A 20,156-nucleotide genomic window follows, 5' to 3' on the forward strand; every position below is an offset into this window, starting at 1 on the left:
CTCACAGGCCCAGGTTGAGCCCGCCGTGCCGGTAGCGCCTCCCCGGCACGGCGTCCAACAGGGCCCTGGTGTAGTCCGATTGCGGGTTCTCGAAGATCTCCTCCGCCGGGGCGTATTCCTCCTGCCTGCCCCGGCGCATCACGCTCACGGTGTCCGCCACCTGGCGCACCACCGCGAGGTCGTGGGAGATGAACACGTAGGTCAGCCCCAGGTCCGCCTGGAGGCGGCGCAGCAGCGCGACGATCTGCGCCTGCACGCTCACGTCCAGCGCCGAGACCGCCTCGTCCAGCACCACCACCTCCGGGTTCACGATGAGGGCGCGGGCCAGCGCCACCCGCTGCCGCTGCCCGCCGGACAGCTCGGCGGGGCGGCGGGCGGCGAGGGCCGGATCGAGGGAGACCAGCTCCAGGTGGCGCCCCACCCGGCGGCGGATCTCGCGGGGAGAGCACCCGCCGAGGTTGCGCAGCGGCTCCCCCACGGAGTACCCCACGCTGCGGCGCGGGTCCAGCGAGGAGTAGGGATTTTGGTACACCATCTGCACCCGGGAGCGCAGCGCGCGCAGGCCCCGGGCGTCGAGCGTGTCCACGCGGGTATCCCCCACCCGCACGGTGCCGGAATCCGGGCGGCGGAAGCCCGCGATCATCCGCCCGGTGGTGGTCTTGCCGGAGCCGGACTCCCCCACGATCGCGTGCGTGCTGCCCCGGGTCACCCGGAAGCTCACGTCGTCCACCGCCGTCACGCCGCCGAAGCTCTGGGTCACACCGCGCACCTCCACCAGCGCGTCCCCCTCCCGCCCCGCGCGCGGGGCGGGAGGGGCGCTGAGCGAGGGGGCGTCGGCAAGCAGCCGCTGGGTGTAGCGATCCTGCGGCTCGGTGAGCACGCGGGCGGCGAGCCCGGATTCGCGCACCCGGCCGCGCTGCATGACCACCACCCGATCCGCGCGGTCCCCGGCCACCGCGAGGTCGTGGGTGATAAAGAGCACGCCGATGCCCCGCTCGCGGCGCACCGAGTCCAGCAGGTCCAGGATCACCTTCTGCACCGTCACGTCCAGGGCGGAGGTGGGCTCGTCCGCGATGATGAGCTCCGGCTCCAGGGCCAGGGCGGCGGCCACGAGGGCGCGCTGCTTGAGTCCCCCGGACAGCTCGTGGGGGTACTGGTCCGCGCGGCGGCGGGGGTCGTCGATGCCCACGGCGGCCAGGAGGTCCACCACCGAGGAGGTGTCCCTGCCGTGCATGGCCAGGGGCTCGGCCACGGCGGCCCCGATGGTCTTGAGCGGGTTGAGGCTGTTGTGCGGGTCCTGCGGGATCAACCCCACGCGCCGCCCGCGCAGCCCGCGCCACTGCCGCTCCGAGTAGGCCGTGACCTCGCGGCCCGCCAGCTCGATGCTGCCGGCGTCGATCCGCGCGTTCGGCGGGAGCAGCCCCATGCTGGCCAGGGCCGTGGTGGACTTGCCCGAGCCGGACTCCCCCACCACGCAGGTGATCCCGCCGGGCTGCACCTCCAGGCTCACCCCGCGCACGGCGCGCACCGGCTCCCGCCCCCTCCCCGCGTGGTAGGAGACGCTGAGGTCGCGGATGGACAGCAACGCGGACACGCTAGATCACCTTCCTCAGCGCATGGGCCAGGTGGTTGGCCGCCAGCACCACCGCCACGACCACCGCGCCCGGCAACAGGGTGAGCCACCCGGCGGTGGCGATGTAATCGCGGCTCTCCGCGATGAGCAGGCCCCACTCCGGGGTGGGCGGGGGCGTGCCGTAGCCCAGGAACCCCAGGGTGGCGAGCTGCAGCATGGCGGAGCCGAACTGCACCGCCGCCAGGGCCACCACCGGGGTCAGCGAGTTAGGCAGCACGTGGCGGTACACCACCTGCCAGGAGGTGGCCCCCGAGCCGTACGCGGCCTCCACGTAGTCCCGCTCCATCACGCCGAGCACCTGGGAGCGCGCCAGGCGGGCGAAGGTGGCCACCGAGGTCACCCCCACGGCGAGCGCGGCCTGCACGGTGCCCTGACCCACCGCGATGATCACGGACAGGCTCAGCAGCAGGCTGGGGATGGCGAGCAGAACGTCCACCCCGCGCATCACGAGGGTATCCACGAGGCCCCGGCGCACCCCGGCGAGCACCCCCACCAGGGTGCCCGCCACGAAGCCGAGCGCCACGGCCACGAGCGCGCCCGCGAGCGTCTGCCGCGCCCCGTACACCACCCGGGTGTAGAGGTCCCGGCCCACCTCGTCGGTGCCGAACCAGTGCTGCGTGCTCGGCGGCAGCAGCGCCGGGGTGCTGCCCCCGGAGATGGGGTCCTGGGAGGTCAGCAGGCCGGGGGCCACCGCCCACGCGAGGGCCACCAGGAGGATCGCCCCGGACAGGACCGACAGGGTGCTCGGGCGCAGGCGCGCAATCCTTGGGATCATGCCAGGGACTCCTTATCCTCGTCGTGCCCGCCCCCGGGGCGGCTGGGGGTTTCGCGTGCGCCGCGCTGTTTATCCCGGGCGGGCCCGGCGGGCTCGCCGCCGTGGGCCACCCCTCGACGCCCCTGGGAAGCGGCGGGGGCGCGCAGCCTCGGGTCCAGCACGGGATAGAGCAGGTCCACCGCCAGGTTGATGAGCACGAAGGCGGCCGCCGCGATCACCACCACCGCCATGAGCACGGCGGTATCGCGCTCCGCCACGGCGGATAAGGTCAGCGCCCCGATGCCGTTGCGGGCAAAGACGTGCTCCGTGACCACGGAGCCGCCCACCAGCTCCCCGAACAACACGCCCGCCATGGTCACGGTGGGCAGCATGGCGTTGCGCAACACCGTGCGCCACACCAGCCACCCGGTGCCCGCGCCGCGCGCCCGAGCGGTGTGCACGAAGGGCTGGGCGAGGACGTCGTCGATGCTGCGCAGCAGCACCTGGGCCAGGGGCGCCGCCACGGGCACCGCCAGCGTGAGCGCCGGAAGGATCAGCCCCTGCGCCGCTGAGGCATTGATCACCGGCACCCAGCCCAGGCGGAAGGAAAAGACCTGGATGAGCAGGATGCCCAGCCAAAAGCTGGGCAGGGAGACCAGCAGCGGCGGGGCGGAGCGCAGCAGCGCGCGGAGCCAGCCGAACGGGCCGAAGCTCGCCGCGAGGGCCACCGCGCCCGCCAGCGCCACCCCCAGCAGGAAGGCCGTGGTGGCCAGGGCGAGGGTGGCGGGCAGGGCCTGCGCGATCAGCTCGGAGACCGCCGTGCCCGAGGAAACTGAGTAGCCAAGCTCCCCGGTGAGAAAGCCGCCCAGGCTGCGCGCGTAGCGCAGCGGGATGGGCTGATCCGAGCCGAAGGCCTCGCGCATCTCCGCGATCTGCTGCGGGCTCAGCCCCAGGGCGGGATCCTCGTAGCGGGCCTGGACGGCGTCGCCGGGCAGGGCGCTCAGCAGCGCAAAGGCCAGGGTGAAGGCCGCCCACAGGACCAGGACGGCCTGCCCCACCCGCCGCGCAATGTGGCTCGCGGTCATCGTCGCTCCTCCGCGTCCTCGGGGCGCACCGAGACCGCGTAGAAGGAGGGCCGCCCGATCGCCTCGGTGCTCATCCCCTCCACGCGCGGGCTCACCCCGTAGACCTGGGGCTCCTCGAAGATCGGCAGCATGTAGACCCGCTCGGAGAGGTAGTCCTGCAACTCGCCCACGGCCCGGGCGCGGTCACCCGGATCGCTGAGCGAGAAGAACTCCTCCACCCGTTGTTGCAGCTCGGGGTCGCCCAGGGAGCCATCCTTGGCCCGGTTGAGCAGGGAGTTGCGGCCCTGCCCGTCCACCCAGTTGGGCAGCACGTCCAGGCTGGCGCGCCCCACCATGGAGTGCCGCACCTGCACCACGTCCTGCCGCTGCATGGCGGCCTGCTGGGCGGCGCGGTCCCCGGGGTAGATGTGGACCTCCACGCCGATCTCCCGGAGCATCTCCTGCACCTTGGTGACCATCTGCTTGGAGCGCGGCTGCGGCACCGCCTCGTTGAAGGTGAGCGAAAGCCGCCGCCCATCCCTCACGCGGATGCCGTCTGGGCCCGAGACCCACCCCGCCTCGTCCAGCAGCCGCCGGGAGCGCTCGGGGTCGAAGCGGTAGTGCTCGGACTCGTCCCGGAACCCCTGCGCGGTGCGCGCCAGCGGGGAGGCCGCCTGCGGGTAGGACCCGGAGAACAGCGTGGCGATGATGAGATCGCGGTCGATGCCGTGGATGAGCGCGCGCCGCACGCGCACGTCCTCAAGCAGCGGGTGACGGAAGTGAAAGTGGAAGGCGTTGTTCACCCCGTTGGTGGGCGCGGAGTACACCCGCAGCCCGCGCGCCGCGAGGTGCTGCTCGTCCGGGGCCTCCACCTGGCGGATCACGTCCGCCTGCCCGGAGGTGAGCGCGCCGGTACGCACGGAGTCCTCCGCCGCGAGGGTGATCTGGAGGCGATCCAGCTCGGCGGGCCCCTGGTGATCCGCGCGCGCCGGGGGCGCCCAGCGATAGTCCCGCCGGGAGCGCAGCTCAAGGTCCGTGCCCAGCTCCTCGTCCTCGATGTAGAAGGGGCCGGAGCCGGACACCGCCGTGGCGTTGCCGGGGGCAAAGCCCGAGGCGTCCAGGTCCAGCGTGGCGTCGGACAGCAGCGCCTGGTTCAGCGCGGAGGTGGCCTGCGGGAAGTCCGGGGCGGGGGCGTCGAAGCGGAAGCGCACGGTGAGATCGTCCACGGCCTCCACCGATTCCAGGCCGCCGAGCTGCTCCGAGGGGGTCAGCTTGCGGGCGGAGTCCCCATGTGCGTACAGGCGGTAGTTCTTCACCACGTTGGGGGCGTTGAGCGCGGAGCCGTCGGAGTAGGTGATGCCGGGGCGCAGGCGGTAGAGAAACTCCGTGGCGTCCTCGTTGACCTCCGGCAGCTCCAAAGCCACCCAGGGGTGCAGCTCCAGGGTCTGCGGGTCCTGCCAGAGCAGCCGGTCCGCGATGTTGTTGAGCACGCCGCCGTTGGGGTAGTAACCCGCCAGCGGCGGGTAGAGGCTGTTGAACATCCCGGCCTCCGCGTACACGAGGCCGCGCCGTGGCTCGCCGCCGGTGGTCGCGGGCGAGCAGGCGCTCAGGGCCACGGCCAGGGCGGTGGTGAGCGCACCGGCGGTGCGCAGCATTCTGTTCATCGCTCGCCTTTGGGTGTTGGGGTGTTTCCGAGAGCCAAAATAGACAGTTCTGTCCATTGACGGAAAACGGTACGCCAGCATGTTTACCACACCACCGACCCCTCACACGAATGCGGGCGAACAGATCGGTCTATTGTTTGGCGGCGTCGCCCCTGTGCCACAATGGACACATGAGCACCCCCTCCATCGCCATCGTGGGCGTGGGGCCTCGCGGCATCTCCGTCATCGAGCGCCTCGCCGCCCTCCGCCCCTGCGCCCCGCTCACCCTCCACCTCATCGACGATGCCCCGCTCGGCGCGGGCCGCATCTGGGACCCCGAGCAGACCCGGGTCCTGTGCATGAACACCCTGGCGGACCGGGTGACGCTGTTCACCGAACCGGGCGCCACGGTGACCGCGCCCGTGGCGGAGGGGCCCACGCTCTACGAGTGGATCAGGCTCCTCCGGGGTGAGCGCGCCGAGCTGCGCCCCGCCGCGGTTCGGCCCTGGGACGAGCACCCCGCCCCAAAGGGCGTGCGCGCGGCCTTTGCCGCCGAGGCCGCCGAGACCCTGCCCTGGTCGCACCCCAGCCGCGCCCTCTACGGCGCCTACCTGCGCTGGTGCTACGACCTCGCGCTGCGCCGCCTGCCCGCCACCGTGGAGGTCGTGGAGCACCGCGCCCGGGCGGTGGCCCTGCGCACCGAGGACGGGGCGGACGTCATCGACCTCGACCACGGCCCCTCGGTGCGCGCCGAGGCCACCGTGCTCGCCCTGGGCTGGCAGGTTCCCCGGCTCGACGAGGAGGAGCGCCGCCTCGCCCGCGCCGCCGGGGACCACGGCCTGGTGTGGGTGCGCCCCGACAACCCGGTGGAGCAGGACCTCGACGCCGTGCGCCCCGGCGAGGACGTCCTCGTGCGCGGCCTGGGCATGGGGTTCTTCGACGTCATGGCGCTGCTCACCCTCGGGCGCGGGGGCCGCTTCGAGAACGCCCCCACCCGCTCCGGGCTGCGCTACGTCCCCTCCGGGCGGGAGCCGCGCCTGGTGGTGGGGTCGCGGCGAGGCTACCCCTTTCTGCCCAAGTCCGACTACGGGGCGCTGCCGCCCGCACCGCGCCTGCGGCACCTGAAGGAGGCCATCGCCCGCCTCTCCCCCGGCGCGGAGCCCATCGACTTCCACGAGGCCCTAGAGGCCGTGCTCCGCGACGCCCGCGAGGCCGACCCCTCCTTCGACGCCGAGCGCTGGGCGCGCCCGCTGGCCGGGGTCTCCGGCGCGCCCGCCGAGGTGACCGAGCGCATCGCCGCCGGGTTGGCCGGGGACGTCCGCGCCGCCGCCGAGGGGGAGGGCAACGCCGCCAAGGCGGCGCTGTGGGAGATCAGCGGGGCCCGCAAGCCCGTCTCCATCCTCGGCGCCCAGGGGCGCTACACCCCGGAGTCCCGCCCCGCGCTGCGCGAGTTCATGGCGCTGGGGCAGATGGCGGGCTCCGGGCCGCCGCTGTTCCGCAGCAGGCAGCTCCTGGCGCTCATCGACGCCGGGCTGGTGACCATGATGGGCGAGGGAACCCGCGTGGAGGCCGGCGAGGCGTTCACCATGACCTCCCTCAGCAGCACCGAGCCCCGCTCCGCGCGGGTGCTCATCGACGCCTGGATGCACAAGTTCGACGCACGCGCCTCCGCCGACCCCCTGGCCGCCTCCCTGGAGGGCAGGTGGCGGCCCTTCCAGGGCAGCGGCTCCCCGGAGACGGACGCCAGCACCCGCGCGCTGGTCAACCCGGGCGGCGGCCTCGACCCGAGGGTGCACCTCATCGGCATCCCCACCTACGCCCAGATGCCGGACACCACCATCTCCCCCATCCCCGGCTCCGACGCGCTCATGCTCCAGGAGACGGACAGGGCCGCGTGCCACGCGCTGCGCGTGGCGCTGGGCGGGGAGGAGGCCTAGCCCCGGCTGGGCCCGACGAGCCTCGACGATCCCCGGCTGGCCGAGGCCGCCGCATCGTCCATGCCGGGGCGTGACCGTTGTGGCTCGCTCGGGCACCGCAGCGGAATGAAAGAACGCCGCCATGCCGGGGTGTGGCGGGTGAGATTCCCACCCGTCACACGGCGGCATAGAAACCGGCAGGGGCTTAGGCCACCCGCCGCCCTGCCACGTAGGTGCGCCAGGTCAGCGGCATGCCGGGCCGGTAGGCCAGGTCGATGGCGTGCGCGGTGTCCAGCACGTGCAGGTCGGCCGCCGCGCCCACCGCCAGGGTGCCCTTGGCCGGGCGGCCCTGGGCGTCCAACCCGCTCCCCACGTCGTGCCGCCGCAGGGCGCGCGCTCCCCCGCTGGTGGCGGCCGCGATCGCCTCGTCGAGGGAGAGCCGCTGCTGCAGCACCGCCGTGGCCACGCAGAAGGTCATGGCCGAGGTGTAAGAGGTGCCGGGGTTGAGGTTGGAGGCGATCGCCACGCGGGCCCCGGCGTCGAGAAGCCTGCGCGCGGGCGCCAGGGGCTGGCGGGTGGAGAGGTCGCAGGCGGGCAGCACGGTGGCCACCGTCTCCGAGGCCGCCAGGGCCTCCACGTCGGCGTCGCTGAGGTAGTTGACGTGATCCACGCTGGCCGCGCCCAGCTCCACCGCGAGGGCCACGCCCGGCCCCTCGCCCAGTTGGTTGCCGTGCACCCGCAGCCCCAGCCCGGCGGCGCGCCCGGCCTCCAGCACGCGGCGCGAGTGCTCCTCGTTGAAGGCGCCGCGCTCGCAGAACACGTCGATCCAGCCCACGTGGGGGGCCACGGCGGCGAGCATGTCCCCGCACACCAGGTCCACGTACTCCTCCGCGTCCGCCCCCGGGGGCACCACGTGCGCCCCCAGGAAGGTGACCTCGTCCGCCTCCTCGGCGGCAATGCGCGCCGCCAGCGTCTCCGAGTCCACGTCCAGGCCATAGCCGGTCTTGGTCTCCATGCAGGTGGTGCCCCCGGCGCGCGCGGCGGCCAGGCGCTGGCGCAGCAGCCTGCGCAGGCGCTTCTCCCCGGCGCCTCGGGTGGCCTTCATGGTCACGGCGATGCCCCCGGCGGCGTAGTCCTGGCCCGCCATGCGGGCCTCGAACTCCTCGGCGCGGTCGCCGTCGAAGATCATGTGGCTGTGGGAGTCCACCCAGCCGGGCAACACGGCGCGCCCGCCGAGGTCCACGGCGTCGTCGCAGGCGGGGGCGTCACCGGCGGGCCCGATCCAGGCCACCGCGCCGCCCTCGGCCACCAGGGCGGCCTCGCGCAGCGTGCCCGCCTCGGAGACGGTGCGCAGCTCGGATATTCCGGTAAAAAGCGTAGCCATCGGTGGTGTTACGCCTCCTCTCGGGAGCGGAAGGGCATGGGGATGTCCACGCCGCGCTCCTGGGCCACCTCGTGGGCGCGCTCGTAGCCGGCGTCGAAGTGCCGGATCACGCCCATCGCGGGGTCGTTGCTGAGCACGCGGTCCAGCTTGCGGGCGGCCAGCTCCGTGCCGTCGGCCACGGAGACCTGCCCGGCGTGGATGGAGCGGCCGATACCCACGCCGCCGCCGTGGTGGATGGACACCCAGGTGGCCCCGGAGGAGGTAGAGGTCAAGGCGTTGAGCAGCGGCCAGTCCGCGATGGCGTCGGAGCCGTCGAGCATGCCCTCGGTCTCCCGGTAGGGGCTGGCCACGGAGCCGGAGTCCAGGTGATCGCGGCCGATCACGATGGGCGCCTTCACCTTGCCCTCGGCCACCAGGCGGTTAAACAGCAGGCCCGCCTGGTGGCGCTCGCCGTAGCCCAGCCAGCAGATGCGCGCAGGCAGGCCCTCGAACTCCACGTACTCCTCGGCGGCGTCCAGCCAGCGGTGCAGGTGCTCGTTGTCCGGGAAGAGCTCCTTGAGCGCCTGGTCGGTCACGCGGATGTCCTCCGGGTCGCCGGAGAGCGCCACCCAGCGGAAGGGGCCCAGTCCCTCGCAGAACAGCGGGCGGATGTAGGCAGGCACGAAGCCGGGGAACTCGAAGGCCCGCGAGTAGCCCGCGTGGCGGGCCTCGTCGCGGATGGAGTTGCCATAATCGAACACCTCCGCGCCCTCGTCCTGGAACTCCACCATCGCCTGCACCTGGGCGGCCATGGACTCGCGGGACTTCTTGGTGAAGGTCTCCGGGTCATCCGCCGCCTCGCGCTGCCAGTCCGCCACGGCGATCTCGGTGGGCAGGTAGCTGAGGGGATCGTGCGCGGAGGTCTGGTCCGTGACCACGTCCACGGCGATCTCGCCCGCGCGGTGGCGGCGCAGCATCTCCGGGAACACCTCGGCGGCGTTGCCCACGATGCCGATGGACACCGCCTCCCCGGCCTCCTTGGCCTGGGCGGCGCGCGCCACGGCGGCGTCGAGGTCCTCGTACACCTCGTCCAGGTAGCGCTTGGACTGGCGGCGCTTGAGCCTGGTGACGTCCACGTCCGCGATCAGGCACACGCCGCCGTTGAGGGTGACGGCCAGCGGCTGGGCCCCGCCCATGCCGCCGCAGCCGCCGGTGAGCGTGAGGGTGCCCTTGAGGCTGCCTCCGAAGCGCTTGGCGGCCACGGCGGCGAAGGTCTCGAAGGTGCCCTGCAGGATGCCCTGGGTGGCGATGTAGATCCAGGAGCCCGCCGTCATCTGCCCGTACATCATCAGGCCCTCGGCCTCCAGGCGGCGGAACTCCGGCCAGGTGGCCCAGTCCCCCACCAGGTTGGAGTTGGCGATGAGCACGCGCGGGGCCCACTCGTTGGTCTTGAGCACCGCCACCGGCTTGCCGGACTGCACCAGCAGCGTCTCGTCCTCGCCCAGCTCCTTGAGCGTATCGACGATCGCGTCGAAGGCCTCCCAGCTCCGCGCGGCGCGCCCGGTGCCGCCGTAGACCACCAGGTCCTCGGGGCGCTCCGCGACCTCGGGGTCGAGGTTGTTCATCAGCATGCGCAGCGGGGCCTCGGTCTGCCAGGACTTGGCGCTGAGCTCCGGGCCCCGGGGGGCGCGGACGGTGCGCGGTTGGGATGCCACGATTTATTCCTCCAAAAACATCGCGTACCCGTGGCGCGGCGGCGCGGATCCGGCCTGAGCCGGGGCTGTCATCCCCACTACCCCGCCAGGGGCACTGTGGTGTCCAAGAACTACGAGATTGATCGTAAGCCGGAACACAGGCGGCGTCCGCGCCCGCGCGGGGCGGGGTGTCTGGGATACGAGACTATGGCAGCAGCAGATAGGCCAGCGGGGTGGCAATCAGGATGCTTAAGGCCACCCGCTCGAACCAGATCACCACCAGGTGCCAGATCCGCAGCGGCACGGAGGTGGCCATGATGCAGGGCACCAGCCCGGAAAAGAAGATCACGGCGCTCACGGAGACCACGCCGATGACAAAGCGCAGCACCAGGGACTCCTGATCCGCCACCACCGTGGCGGGCAGCAGCATCTCCGCGATCCCCAGCGCCGAGGCCTTGCCCGCCAGCAGCGGCTCCGGCAGGCGCACCAGCCAGGCGAAGGGGTAAAAGAGGTAGCCGAGCAGGTCAAACACGCGGGTATAGGTGGCCAGCACCAGGCCGATCACGCCCACCGAGAGGATGGACGGCGCCACCGCCGCGCTCATGCGCACGCCGTCGAGGAAGTTCTCCCCCACCGCCCGGCCCAGGCTGGGCGCCGCGCGCAGGGCCTCCTTGGACGCCGCCCAGGCCGCCGCCACGCGCCCCGTGGTGATCCTCGGCTCCGGGTCCGGGGTGGCCCCCGGGTAGTGCTCGGCGGGAATGGTGCTCAGCGGCGGAATCCACACGGTGATCGCCGTGACCGCGAAGGTCACCAGCAGGCTCACCGCAAAATACTGCCCCCAGTAGTCCATCAGCCCCAGGGTCCCGGCCACCACCACCATGAACGCGGCGGAGACCGTGGAAAAGCCGGTGGCGATGATCGCCGCCTCCCGGGCGGTGTAGCGGCCCTGGCGGTACACCCGGTCCGTAATCAGCATGCCCAGGGAGTAGCTGCCCACGAAGCTCGTCACGGCGTCGATGGCCGAGCGGCCCGGGGTGCGCCACAGGGGCCGCATGATGGGCTGCATGAGCACGCCCACGAACTCCATGAGGCCGAAGCTCACCAGCAGCGCCAGGAAGGCCGAGCCGATGGGGATGATGAGCGCCACGGGGATGGCGATCTTCTCCCACAGGAAGGGCACCAGGTCCGGGCGGCCCAGCGCGGCGGGCAGCGTGCCGGTGAGGATCATCGCCGCCACGCCCAGCCCCATCACCGAGAGCAGGGCGAAGATCGCCTGCGTGGGGTTGCGCCAGGAGGTGCGGCGCAGCGTGCGCACGGTGCCATAGAGCACCAGGGCGGCCACCACCCAGCCCACGGCGGGCCCCAGGGCCCCGCGCACGAGGGTGACCAGGTGATCGAGCACGATGGTGCTCTTGCCCCGAAACGTCACGGGCAGGAAGAACACGGCCACGCCCACGGCGCTGTACACGAACATCCGCCACAGGCCCGGGGTTGCTTTCGCGGAGGTCGTCATCGCCTAGGTCAGCTCCCCCACGGCCCGCTCCACGGCCTCCACCAGCGCGCCCGAGCGCACCAGCCCCACCGCATAGTCCATCTCCGGGGCCAGGAAGCGGTCCTCCCCCGCGCCCGGCACGCCCTCGCGCACCGCGCGGATCGCCGCCGAGGTGCCCGGCGCGGGCTCGCCCTCGCGCATCTCGATGGCGCGCGCCGCGGTGAGCACCTCCACCGCCAGCACCCGCGTCAGCCCGTCCACGGCGCGGCGCAGCTTGCGCGCCGCCGCCCAGCCCATCGAGACGTGATCCTCCTGCATGGCCGAGGAGGGGATGGAATCCGCGCTGGCCGGGGCCGCCAGGCGCTTGAGCTCGGAGACGATGCCCGCCTGGGTGTACTGGGCGATCATGTGGCCCGAATCCACGCCCGGGTCCCCCGCCAGGAAGGCCGTGAGCCCCCGGTTGCGGGCCGGGTCCAAGAAGCGATCGGTGCGCCGCTCCGAGATGCTGGCCAGGTCCGCCACCACGATGGCGAGGAAGTCCAGCGCGTAGGCCACCGGCGCCCCGTGGAAGTTGCCGTTGGAGGTCACGCGGCCGTCGAGTGCCACCACCGGGTTGTCCACGGCGGCGGACAGCTCCCGCCGCGCCACCGCGCGGGCGTGGTCCAGGGTATCGCGGAAACCGCCCGCCACCTGCGGGGCGCAGCGCACCGAGTAGGCGTCCTGCACCTGGCTCCGGCTGAACTCCTCGGCGGCGGCCGCCAGCAGCGGGGAGCCCGCCGCCACCGCGCGCACGTTGGCGGCCGACGCCGCCTGCCCCGGGTGCGGGCGCAGGTCCTGAAGGTCGGCGTCGAACACGCTCAGGGTGCCCAGCAGGCCCTCCACCGTCATGGCCACCGCAACATCCGAGGCGGTGGCCAGCGCCTCCAGATCCGCCAGGGCCAGGCAGAGCTGGCCCAGCATGCCGTCGGTGCCGTTGATCAGCGCCAGGCCCTCCTTCTCCCGCAGCTCCAGGGGCGCGATCCCGGCCTCGGCCAGGGCCTCGGGCACGGTGACCTCCTCCCCCCGGGCGTTACGGGCGCGCCCCTCGCCCATGAGCACCAGGGCGCAGTGTGCCAGCGGCGCGAGGTCGCCCGAGCAGCCCAGGGAGCCGTACTCGTGCACGATGGGGGTGATCCCGGAGTTCAGCAGCTCCGCGTAGGTCTGCGCCACCACCGGGCGCACGCCGGTGCGGCCCGTGCACAGGGTGGACAGGCGCAGCAGCATGAGCGCGCGGATCACCTCGCGCTCCACCTCCGGGCCGGAGCCCGCCGCGTGGGAGCGCACCAGGCTGCGCTGCAACTGGGCGCGGGACTCCGCCGGGATGTGGCGGCGGGCCAGCGCGCCGAAGCCCGTGGAGATGCCGTAGACCGGCGTGGGATCGGCGGCCAGCTCCTCCACCCGCTCCCGGGTGGCGGCCACGGCCTCCAGGGCCTCGGGGGCGAGGACGACGGGCGCGCCGTAGCGGGCCACGGCCACGACCTCCTCGATCGAGAGGGGGCCGGGGCGGAGGGTGACGGATTCGATGGCGCGGGCGCTGGCGAGAAGGGAAGGCATGGGGCTGCTCCTTGTGGCTCTGGGCGGCCCCGGGCGAGCGACGGGCGCGGCAGACCGCGCCGGTTGCCCGCGCGGGGTCCGCGGGGGTTCTCGGCAAAGTGGTCTGCGCGACAGCCAAGCGCAGTTATGGTGAATCTAGCACGTTTCCGTAGAGGCGACTACCCACACCCCGGGCGTGCCCCCGCAGGGCCTCGATCACGCCCCCGTGCCGCTCCTCGCCCAGGGCGGCCACCGGGAAGGTCACCGCCAGCGCCGCCGCCGGGCGGCCCAGGTGATCCAGCACCGCCACCGCCAGGCTGCGCTGACCCCGGCTGACCTCCTCCACCTCCTGCGCCCAGCCGCGCTCGCGGACAAGGGCGAGGTCCTCGCGGAGCCGGTTCCAGGAGGGGGCGGGCGCGGCGCGGGGGCGATCCGCCTCCTTCGAGGCGCCTTCCCCGTTGCCTTCCCGCCCGGTCTCCCCGACGTGCGCCCGCGCGAGGGCGGCCTTGACCTCGGCCTCCGGCAGGTGCGCGAGCATGACCCGCCCCGAGGCCGTTTTTAAGGCATCCAGGCGCACCCCCTCCTCCGTGACCAGGGAGACCGCCCTGGGGCCGCGCACCTCCAGCAGGTACAGCACCTCCGAACCCGCCAGGCGAGACAGGTGCGCCGAGCCGCCCACCGACTCCGCCAGGGACCGCAGGGGGCGACGCGCCAGGCGCACCAGGGGCTGCTGCGTGACGTAGGCGTTGGCCATCGAATAGGCCACCAGGCCCAGGCCCCAGGTGCGCGTCTCCGGGATGCGCACCACGTAGCCCGCCCGCTCCATCTCCGTGAGCAGGTGATAGGTGGTGGAGCGGGGCAAGTCCAGCTCCGCGCGAATGCGGGCGGCGGAGATGGGGACGTCGATGGAGGAGAGCAGCGTGAGGATGCGCAGGGTGTTGCGCGCGGCGGGGACGTGGGACATAAAATAAAGAAATTAATTTTACAGAGTCGTAGAAATAATCTACAATACATTATCGGGATAATTTTCACCCAACACGTAAGGGAAAGCTATACCCATAGACATGTGGAAATGAAATATTTTGTTTTGTTAAGATGGGAGTATTTAGATATTGTAAACATTTTCACTAAGCACTTTCCTGAGCTCATCATCGACCGCATATATGTAAAGACCGTTTACCCCTCGAGTAAGTAGGACATTAAGTTCATTTCGTAATAATTCTTCCGCCACACTTACCTTGACACCATTAGATAGCGTTCGCCGTTGGGTTGCATTTCTATTCTTACTAGAACAAGGATCAAAAATAATCTGACCATTTCGATACTTTACAGATTCGCCAATAATAACACCAGCATAATTAAGATCGAAGCCATGAATAGTAAATGTAGATCCAACCTCATTGATTGTATGTTCCTGTTCAGCCCATGCCTGATCTTCCGCTTTTCTCTTTTCAGCTTTACTCAGCGAACCTTTTTTAATTATCTCACGATTCCACGGGAGTGAAAAATCCCCAATTTCCACAGCCCACACCTCACCTACCTTCCCACCCTTCCCCTTTACCCCACTGTAAGACCAGTCGAACGTAGCCAATAAACGAGATAATTTTGACTCCAACACGCTTGCTTTACTATAAATTTTATTATACATATCTTGGGGATTTTGGAAAACTCGAACCTCATAATTATTTTTGTCTCGATAATCACCATTAAGGGAAAGGGGAAGCACTTCACCCCTATCGATAATTGACCGCACCCAATCAACAGTCTCTCTTGCCGCATTCATTCGCATTTGATTTTTTAAAATTATCTCTTCATCTGCTTGTTGGCGGATATTCTGATACTCCTCTTCAGTCCAATATTGATTAGTTGCCATCACCTGCATGGGGTCAAAAACAGCCACAACAATCTTTGCCCGATGAAGGATATCGAAAAGTTGATTCTTCCCTCGATAGCTCTGCTTTCCCTGAGTCAAAAGCAAATGAGCTTCATCGACAATTACTACGTCGGGAAAATCCTCAGGATATTGACCGGAATCTGATGCTACACCATGCAATCGGATAAACCGAGTCGGTTTACTAATTCTATCCTCATTATTTTGTAGCCAACCAAGTTTTTTACCGATTTGACGATAAACGGCAAGTTGTTCATCGTGGTTAACCAAAAGATAGGGATTAATTTTTCCAGAGATAGGAAGTGGACCCTGGTGATCTTCCATTCGGAAAAGATCATGAAAGAGATTACTTAGCAATACGGTCTTACCCGTACCAGCTTCGCCACCAACAAGAATAAGCCGCCCACCAAACTCAGAACAATCTTGGGATAGGGAATCTTTGATTTTCTGAATGATATTATCCTTAGCCTCGATCTGCTCCGCAGTGAGGCGATGGAAAGGGGAAGATTTAAATAAAGCAGATTCTTTTATGGATTCTTCAGAGGGAAAAAGTAACCCATTACGCTCGTGTAAATTGTTCCAAATCTTGGAAAATACCTCGTCAAGATATTCATGGGTATAATACTTCCCTTGAGGGTTGGATCGACGATTCCTTATTTTTCCAACAGAATCAACGCTTCCCAAATAAAGCATAAGACGATTTTCAATATCTAAAGTTAAAGATTTATTGAAAAGTTCATGTCCTACTATATACATTTTACTTTTGGGAGATTTAGAAAAATCATTCCACTCATCATTGCTACGAGAATCAGAAATTAGATGCTGCTTTGTACGCGAGTAAATATCTGAAGTTTCTCCTACATAAACATGGTAACCTTCACATTTTTTATCATGTATGATATATACAGTTGGATATTCAAGAAGATAGGACTCTTGCCCCATGTCTGTAGATTTTGCCCTACGGATATCTCCGATAAAAATATCTAACTCTTTCCTTGAGTAGTTGACTGTTTCAATTACTGGAACTGCAACCATGTAAGAACCCGCCTTCAGGATAAAATATTTATAATGGAAATTAATGGGCTGTAAACTTATTTATTTGGGACTTCCACCACTCTGAAATATATGTTTCAGATAGTGAATCTCCAGATAAATTCCTCCCCATTCCGAAAATGGAGAAATAAATTAATAGCGGCACTAGCTCAAGGGGTAGAATTTATACAACCGTAATGTTTGGGACATGTAAATTTTAATTTATTATATGGTGGATATTTTATATACAGCATTGGTGAAATTAATCTAAAAATTAATACCTTCTGCACTAGATTGTAATTCATTTGAATGAAGGGGTGATTTTTGCTACCCATCATCGGAATGCGAAGCGTGCCACCAGCTTATCATGTTCTCATGCCGTAAGCTTAAAGTTCCCTACTGTTACCCCTTCCTCACCGTCAACCTCTAGTATCACACTAAGAAAGATTCCGTGGCTCGCGCCATAGGGTCTACCGCCCTAGACCGCGCTCCGCGAACCTCGTAGAGCCAAATCATCCAAGGAGGATCGCCGTGCCTCAGCCTGCACAGTCTCCGCAGAACCCGTCACGCGGCTTAGCCGCCCGCGCCGCGAGCGCTCAGGCAGGCGGCGCCCACGGCGTCGGCACCGGCGCCTCGGCGGCCAAGGCCGCGCCCGCCGCGCCGCGCAGGGGCCTGCGCGCCCGCCACATCCACTTCATCGCCCTGGGCTCGGCCATCGGCACGGGCCTGTTCTACGGCTCCGCCGGAGCGATCCAGGCGGCGGGCCCCTCGGTGCTGCTGGTGTACCTCATTGCGGGCGCTGTGGTGTACTTCATGCTGCGAGCCCTGGGCGAGATGGCGGTGGCCACGCCGCTGACCGGCTCCTTCGCGGAGTACACCCGCCGCTACCTGGGCCCGTGGGCCGGGTACATCACCGGCTGGATGTACGCCTTTGAGATGCTGATCGTCTGCCTTGCGGACCTCACGGCCATCGCCATCTACATGCGCCTCTGGTTCCCCGATACCCCGCAGTGGGTCTGGGTGGCGGTCACGCTGTGCGTGGTGGGCGCGGCCAACCTCGCCAGCGTGCGGCTCTTCGGGGAGCTGGAGTTCGCCTTCACCATCATCAAGGTGGGGGCGGTGATCGCCATGATCGTCGGCGGCGCGGCCATCCTCGCCTTTGGCCTTGGGTCCAGCCCGGAGACCAGCGGGCTGTCCAACCTGTGGGAGCACGGGGGCTTCTTCCCCCACGGCGTGGGCGGCATGATCTCCGCGTTCATCCTGGTGCTCTTCGCCTTCGGCGGCACCGAGATCATCGGCGTGGCGGGCGCGGAGGCGGACGATCCCGGCGAATCCGTCCCCAAGGCCGTCAACACGGTGCCGCTGCGCATCCTGCTCTTCTACGTCCTGGCCATTCTTGTGATCCTGGTGCTCAACCCGTGGACCACCGTCACGGGCGAGGAGTCGCCCTTCGTGCAAATCTTCTCCACCCTGGGCGTGAACTGGGCCGCCGCGCTGCTCAACGCGGTGGTGATTACCGCCGCGCTCTCGGCCATCAACTCCGACCTCTTCGGCGCGGGCCGCGTGATCACCGGCATGGCCCGCACCCGACTGGCCCCCGCCGCGCTGGCGCGCACGAACCGCCACGGGGTGCCCATCGTGACCACGCTGTCCCTGGTGGCGGTGCTCACCGTGGGCGTGGTGCTCAACGCCGTGCTGCCGGAGCGCATCTTCACCATCGTCGCGGCCCTGGCCACCTTCGCCACCATCTACGTGTGGCTGATGATCCTGCTGGCCCACGTGGCGTCGCGGCGTCGCCTCGATCCCGCCGAGGCCCGCGCGCTCTCCTTCCCCGTGCCCCTGTGGCCGTGGGGTCAGTACTTTGCCATCGGCTTCATCCTCTTCGCCTTTGGCATCATGGTGTGGCAATCGGAATACTGGCTGGCCCTGGGCGTGGGCGTGGGCTTCCTGGCGTTGATGACCGCCCTGTACTACGCCACGGGCCGCCACCGGCACTCCGCCGACGTCGCCTAGAGGAGGAACCATGACCCTGCCCGGCATCGACCGCTCCCCCGCCCCCTGGACGGGGCGTAACGACGGCCCCGGCCCCGAGCACGCCCGCTGGCACTCGGTGGTGCAACCGCTCGACTCCCCGGACGCCATCCCCGGCGTGGCGCTGCTGGGCTTTTGCTCCGACGAGGGCGTGCGCCGCAACGGCGGGCGGCAGGGCGCCGCCGAGGCCCCCAAGGCCCTGCGCGCGGCCCTAGGCAGCCTGGCCGTCCACGACGAGCGCCCCCGCTACGACGCCGGGGACGTGATCACCTCCGGCACCGACCTGGAATCCGCCCAGGAGCGCCTGAGCGGCGCGGTGGCCTCGCTCAGCGGGGCCGGGCACACCGTGATCGCGCTCGGCGGCGGGCACGAGATCGCCTGGGCCACGCACCGGGGCCTGCGCCGCACCCACCCGCGGGGCGTGCAGATCGTGAACCTGGACGCCCACTTCGACCTGCGTCGCGCCGAGCGGCCCACCTCCGGCACGCCCTTCCTCCAGATCGCGGAGCACGTGGGCGAGGACTTCCGCTACAGCGTGCTGGGGATCTCCGCGCCCAACAACACGCGCGTGCTCTTTGACACCGCACGCGAGCTGGGCGTGGAGGTGGTCACGGACGACGCCGTGGAGGAGATGGGCCCGCGGCGCGCCGCCGAGGTGGTGGCGCGCGCCGCGGACAACGCGGAGCACCTGCACCTCAGCATCGACCTGGACGGGCTCTCCGCCGCCGTGGCCCCCGGGGTGAGCGCTCCCGCCGCCGTGGGGGTCTCCCTGGCGGCCTACCGGGCGATGGCGCGCGCGGCGGCGGCCTCCGGGAAGCTGCGCCTGGTGGACGTGGCGGAGCTTAATCCCCGCTTCGACGTGGACGGGCGCACCGCCAAGGTGGCCGCGCGGCTGATCGAGGACATCGTGGGGGCGCTGGCGTAGACGCCTCCTGACGCGGCGCCGCCGGGAAGGAAGCGCTCACCCCGGCCCGTTACAGCCCGAAGAAGGCGGCGGCAGGCGCGACTCAACGTAACAAGAAAACCGCGGGCACCCGGCGCGAAGAAGCCGCTCGCAGAGTTCGGATGCCCTGCCCCGCCTCATCCAGTACCTCCACTGAGCACGGATCACCCTGTCCACCACGCTGGGGGAGTGATGCCCGGCGCGCATGAGCCATTCGTCCGCCGTGTACACCCGGTAGGACCTCGACACAAGGCCCGAGCGGATCCTGCGAAAGTCTCGGACGTTATCGCTCACGATCTCGTCGATCCCGGCCGCCACCGCAGCCGAGTGCACGTGCGCGTCCCCGATGTCGGGGTACCAGAGCACGGAATCGTCGTGCGGATAGTTGGTGATTTTGTTCTTCCCTAGCATCGGCAGGAGACGATCTCGAACGTCCTCGATCTGCCTGCTGTGGGAGCGGGGAAACCTGCGGCGCCGCGCCCGCACCGCCTCCGCCATGATGTCCTCCGTCCAAGAGAAGGACCACAGACCCCACGATTCCGTTGCCATCACGCCGAACCAGCTATGCAGGGTAGCGGACGCCCAGATGTTGGCGTCCGGCAGAACCCGTATCTCCATGCGATCCCCCGATCGTGCGCCCCGCGGGGGCGTCTAGTCCCCCAGAGCCTCCCCCAGCGCCGCCTCCTGCGCCTCCAGCTCCAGCTCCAGGTCCATCAGCTCAAATACCGCCCGCTGTATCTCCTCGGCTGCTTCCTTCCGCACCACCACCACGTCGGAGGTGCGGAGCCGAGGCCGTCCGTCGCGCATCACCACCCCGATGCGCCCCTCGTGCACGTATTCCATGATGGCGGGGGCGTGGTACTAAACATCTCGGCGGCCATCGCGGCGCTGATCTCGCTGGGCATGTCCACGGCGCTCAGCGGCACCTGTTCGCGCACGGCGTGCGCCACCCGCCCCATCGCCTCGGCCTCCTCGGGGCTCATCTCCGCCCCGAGCGCCTCCACGTCCCACGCGTTCAGCGCACGCGGTTCCCCGTTTCGCCTCTCGGCAGCACTCATGCCGCTCGTCTCCTCCCCTGTGCTTAACTACGCAAATACCCCCTTAGCGTATCCATGTACACACATAAGC

At 68.4% G+C, this 20,156-nt stretch carries 16 protein-coding genes; 3 read left to right on the top strand and 13 right to left on the bottom strand.

Annotated features, from left to right (window positions below):
* Position 1: 1 nt before the first annotated feature.
* The 4 genes from B140_RS0102250 to B140_RS0102265 are packed head-to-tail and all read right to left on the bottom strand — an operon-like array spanning position 2 to position 5,106.
* Complete coding sequence (locus B140_RS0102250) at positions 2 to 1,594, bottom strand: dipeptide ABC transporter ATP-binding protein (protein ID WP_018117728.1); 1,593 nt, start codon at positions 1,592 to 1,594, stop codon at positions 2 to 4.
* A gap of 1 nt (position 1,595) precedes the next feature.
* The gene (locus tag B140_RS0102255; protein WP_018117729.1) at positions 1,596 to 2,408 is read right to left on the bottom strand and encodes an ABC transporter permease; all 813 of its coding nucleotides are present in this window, start codon (positions 2,406 to 2,408) and stop codon (positions 1,596 to 1,598) included.
* Positions 2,405 to 3,472 carry an ABC transporter permease gene (locus B140_RS0102260; RefSeq protein WP_018117730.1) on the bottom strand — a complete coding sequence of 356 codons (1,068 nt, stop codon included), beginning with the start codon at positions 3,470 to 3,472 and terminating at the stop codon, positions 2,405 to 2,407. The genes B140_RS0102255 and B140_RS0102260 overlap by 4 nt, the downstream gene beginning before the upstream one ends.
* Positions 3,469 to 5,106 (bottom strand): TIGR04028 family ABC transporter substrate-binding protein, encoded by a 1,638-nt coding sequence (locus B140_RS0102265; RefSeq protein WP_018117731.1) that lies wholly within the window; start codon positions 5,104 to 5,106, stop codon positions 3,469 to 3,471. The genes B140_RS0102260 and B140_RS0102265 overlap by 4 nt, the downstream gene beginning before the upstream one ends.
* Before the next feature lie 179 nt (positions 5,107 to 5,285).
* On the opposite strand from B140_RS0102265, the gene B140_RS0102270 reads away from it, so the two are divergent.
* Complete coding sequence (locus B140_RS0102270) at positions 5,286 to 7,031, top strand: FAD/NAD(P)-binding protein (RefSeq protein ID WP_018117732.1); 1,746 nt, start codon at positions 5,286 to 5,288, stop codon at positions 7,029 to 7,031.
* Between the two features lie 184 nt (positions 7,032 to 7,215).
* Here B140_RS0102270 and hutI read toward each other — a convergent pair whose 3' ends face one another.
* The 6 genes from hutI to B140_RS13180 form a co-directional block, all read right to left on the bottom strand.
* Positions 7,216 to 8,394 (bottom strand): imidazolonepropionase, encoded by a 1,179-nt coding sequence (gene hutI, locus B140_RS0102275; protein WP_018117733.1) that lies wholly within the window; start codon positions 8,392 to 8,394, stop codon positions 7,216 to 7,218.
* Positions 8,395 to 8,402: 8 nt separating this feature from the next.
* Positions 8,403 to 10,088, bottom strand: a complete 1,686-nt coding sequence (hutU, locus tag B140_RS0102280) for a urocanate hydratase (protein WP_018117734.1) — start codon at positions 10,086 to 10,088, stop codon at positions 8,403 to 8,405.
* Between the two features lie 184 nt (positions 10,089 to 10,272).
* The gene (locus tag B140_RS0102285) at positions 10,273 to 11,580 is read right to left on the bottom strand and encodes a YjiH family protein (protein ID WP_026165896.1); all 1,308 of its coding nucleotides are present in this window, start codon (positions 11,578 to 11,580) and stop codon (positions 10,273 to 10,275) included.
* A gap of 3 nt (positions 11,581 to 11,583) precedes the next feature.
* Positions 11,584 to 13,152, bottom strand: a complete 1,569-nt coding sequence (gene hutH, locus B140_RS0102290) for a histidine ammonia-lyase (protein WP_018117736.1) — start codon at positions 13,150 to 13,152, stop codon at positions 11,584 to 11,586.
* Positions 13,153 to 13,276: 124 nt separating this feature from the next.
* Entirely contained in the window at positions 13,277 to 14,095 is an 819-nt protein-coding gene (locus tag B140_RS0102295; RefSeq protein WP_018117737.1) for an IclR family transcriptional regulator, read from the bottom strand.
* Positions 14,096 to 14,236: 141 nt separating this feature from the next.
* The gene (locus B140_RS13180; RefSeq protein ID WP_083912205.1) at positions 14,237 to 16,057 is read right to left on the bottom strand and encodes a DUF2075 domain-containing protein; all 1,821 of its coding nucleotides are present in this window, start codon (positions 16,055 to 16,057) and stop codon (positions 14,237 to 14,239) included.
* 669 nt (positions 16,058 to 16,726) lie between these two features.
* Between B140_RS13180 and B140_RS0102305 the strand changes: the two genes are divergently transcribed.
* Both B140_RS0102305 and hutG read left to right on the top strand, forming a co-directional pair.
* Positions 16,727 to 18,067 (top strand): amino acid permease, encoded by a 1,341-nt coding sequence (locus B140_RS0102305; RefSeq protein WP_051069223.1) that lies wholly within the window; start codon positions 16,727 to 16,729, stop codon positions 18,065 to 18,067.
* A 10-nt stretch (positions 18,068 to 18,077) separates the two neighbouring features.
* The gene (gene hutG / locus B140_RS0102310; RefSeq protein WP_018117740.1) at positions 18,078 to 19,010 is read left to right on the top strand and encodes a formimidoylglutamase; all 933 of its coding nucleotides are present in this window, start codon (positions 18,078 to 18,080) and stop codon (positions 19,008 to 19,010) included.
* Between the two features lie 36 nt (positions 19,011 to 19,046).
* Here hutG and B140_RS0102315 read toward each other — a convergent pair whose 3' ends face one another.
* The 3 genes from B140_RS0102315 to B140_RS0102325 are packed head-to-tail and all read right to left on the bottom strand — an operon-like array spanning position 19,047 to position 20,086.
* A complete protein-coding gene (locus B140_RS0102315) occupies positions 19,047 to 19,646 on the bottom strand; it encodes a PIN domain-containing protein (protein WP_018117741.1) in 600 nt (199 codons plus the stop codon).
* 33 nt (positions 19,647 to 19,679) lie between these two features.
* Positions 19,680 to 19,862, bottom strand: a complete 183-nt coding sequence (locus B140_RS0102320) for a hypothetical protein (RefSeq protein ID WP_018117742.1) — start codon at positions 19,860 to 19,862, stop codon at positions 19,680 to 19,682.
* Positions 19,835 to 20,086 carry a hypothetical protein gene (locus B140_RS0102325; protein ID WP_018117743.1) on the bottom strand — a complete coding sequence of 84 codons (252 nt, stop codon included), beginning with the start codon at positions 20,084 to 20,086 and terminating at the stop codon, positions 19,835 to 19,837. Before B140_RS0102325 ends, B140_RS0102320 begins: the two co-directional genes overlap by 28 nt.
* Positions 20,087 to 20,156 lie beyond the last annotated feature (70 nt).

The organism is Corynebacterium mastitidis DSM 44356, assembly GCF_000375365.1.
Taxonomy (GTDB): Bacteria; Actinomycetota; Actinomycetes; order Mycobacteriales; family Mycobacteriaceae; genus Corynebacterium; species Corynebacterium mastitidis.

Bases quoted from the DNA above. Each gene is read 5' to 3' on its own strand.
- hutH (WP_018117736.1), bottom strand. From the start codon at position 13,152: ATGCCTTCCCTTCTCGCCAGCGCCCGCGCCATCGAATCCGTCACCCTC.
- B140_RS0102265 (WP_018117731.1), bottom strand. From the start codon at position 5,106: ATGCTGCGCACCGCCGGTGCGCTCACCACCGCCCTGGCCGTGGCCCTG.
- B140_RS0102260 (WP_018117730.1), bottom strand. From the start codon at position 3,472: ATGACCGCGAGCCACATTGCGCGGCGGGTGGGGCAGGCCGTCCTGGTC.
- B140_RS0102285 (WP_026165896.1), bottom strand. From the start codon at position 11,580: ATGACGACCTCCGCGAAAGCAACCCCGGGCCTGTGGCGGATGTTCGTG.
- hutI (WP_018117733.1), bottom strand. From the start codon at position 8,394: ATGGCTACGCTTTTTACCGGAATATCCGAGCTGCGCACCGTCTCCGAG.
- B140_RS0102325 (WP_018117743.1), bottom strand. From the start codon at position 20,086: ATGAGTGCTGCCGAGAGGCGAAACGGGGAACCGCGTGCGCTGAACGCG.
- B140_RS0102295 (WP_018117737.1), bottom strand. From the start codon at position 14,095: ATGTCCCACGTCCCCGCCGCGCGCAACACCCTGCGCATCCTCACGCTG.
- B140_RS13180 (WP_083912205.1), bottom strand. From the start codon at position 16,057: ATGGTTGCAGTTCCAGTAATTGAAACAGTCAACTACTCAAGGAAAGAG.
- hutG (WP_018117740.1), top strand. From the start codon at position 18,078: ATGACCCTGCCCGGCATCGACCGCTCCCCCGCCCCCTGGACGGGGCGT.
- B140_RS0102315 (WP_018117741.1), bottom strand. From the start codon at position 19,646: ATGGAGATACGGGTTCTGCCGGACGCCAACATCTGGGCGTCCGCTACC.
- B140_RS0102255 (WP_018117729.1), bottom strand. From the start codon at position 2,408: ATGATCCCAAGGATTGCGCGCCTGCGCCCGAGCACCCTGTCGGTCCTG.
- B140_RS0102270 (WP_018117732.1), top strand. From the start codon at position 5,286: ATGAGCACCCCCTCCATCGCCATCGTGGGCGTGGGGCCTCGCGGCATC.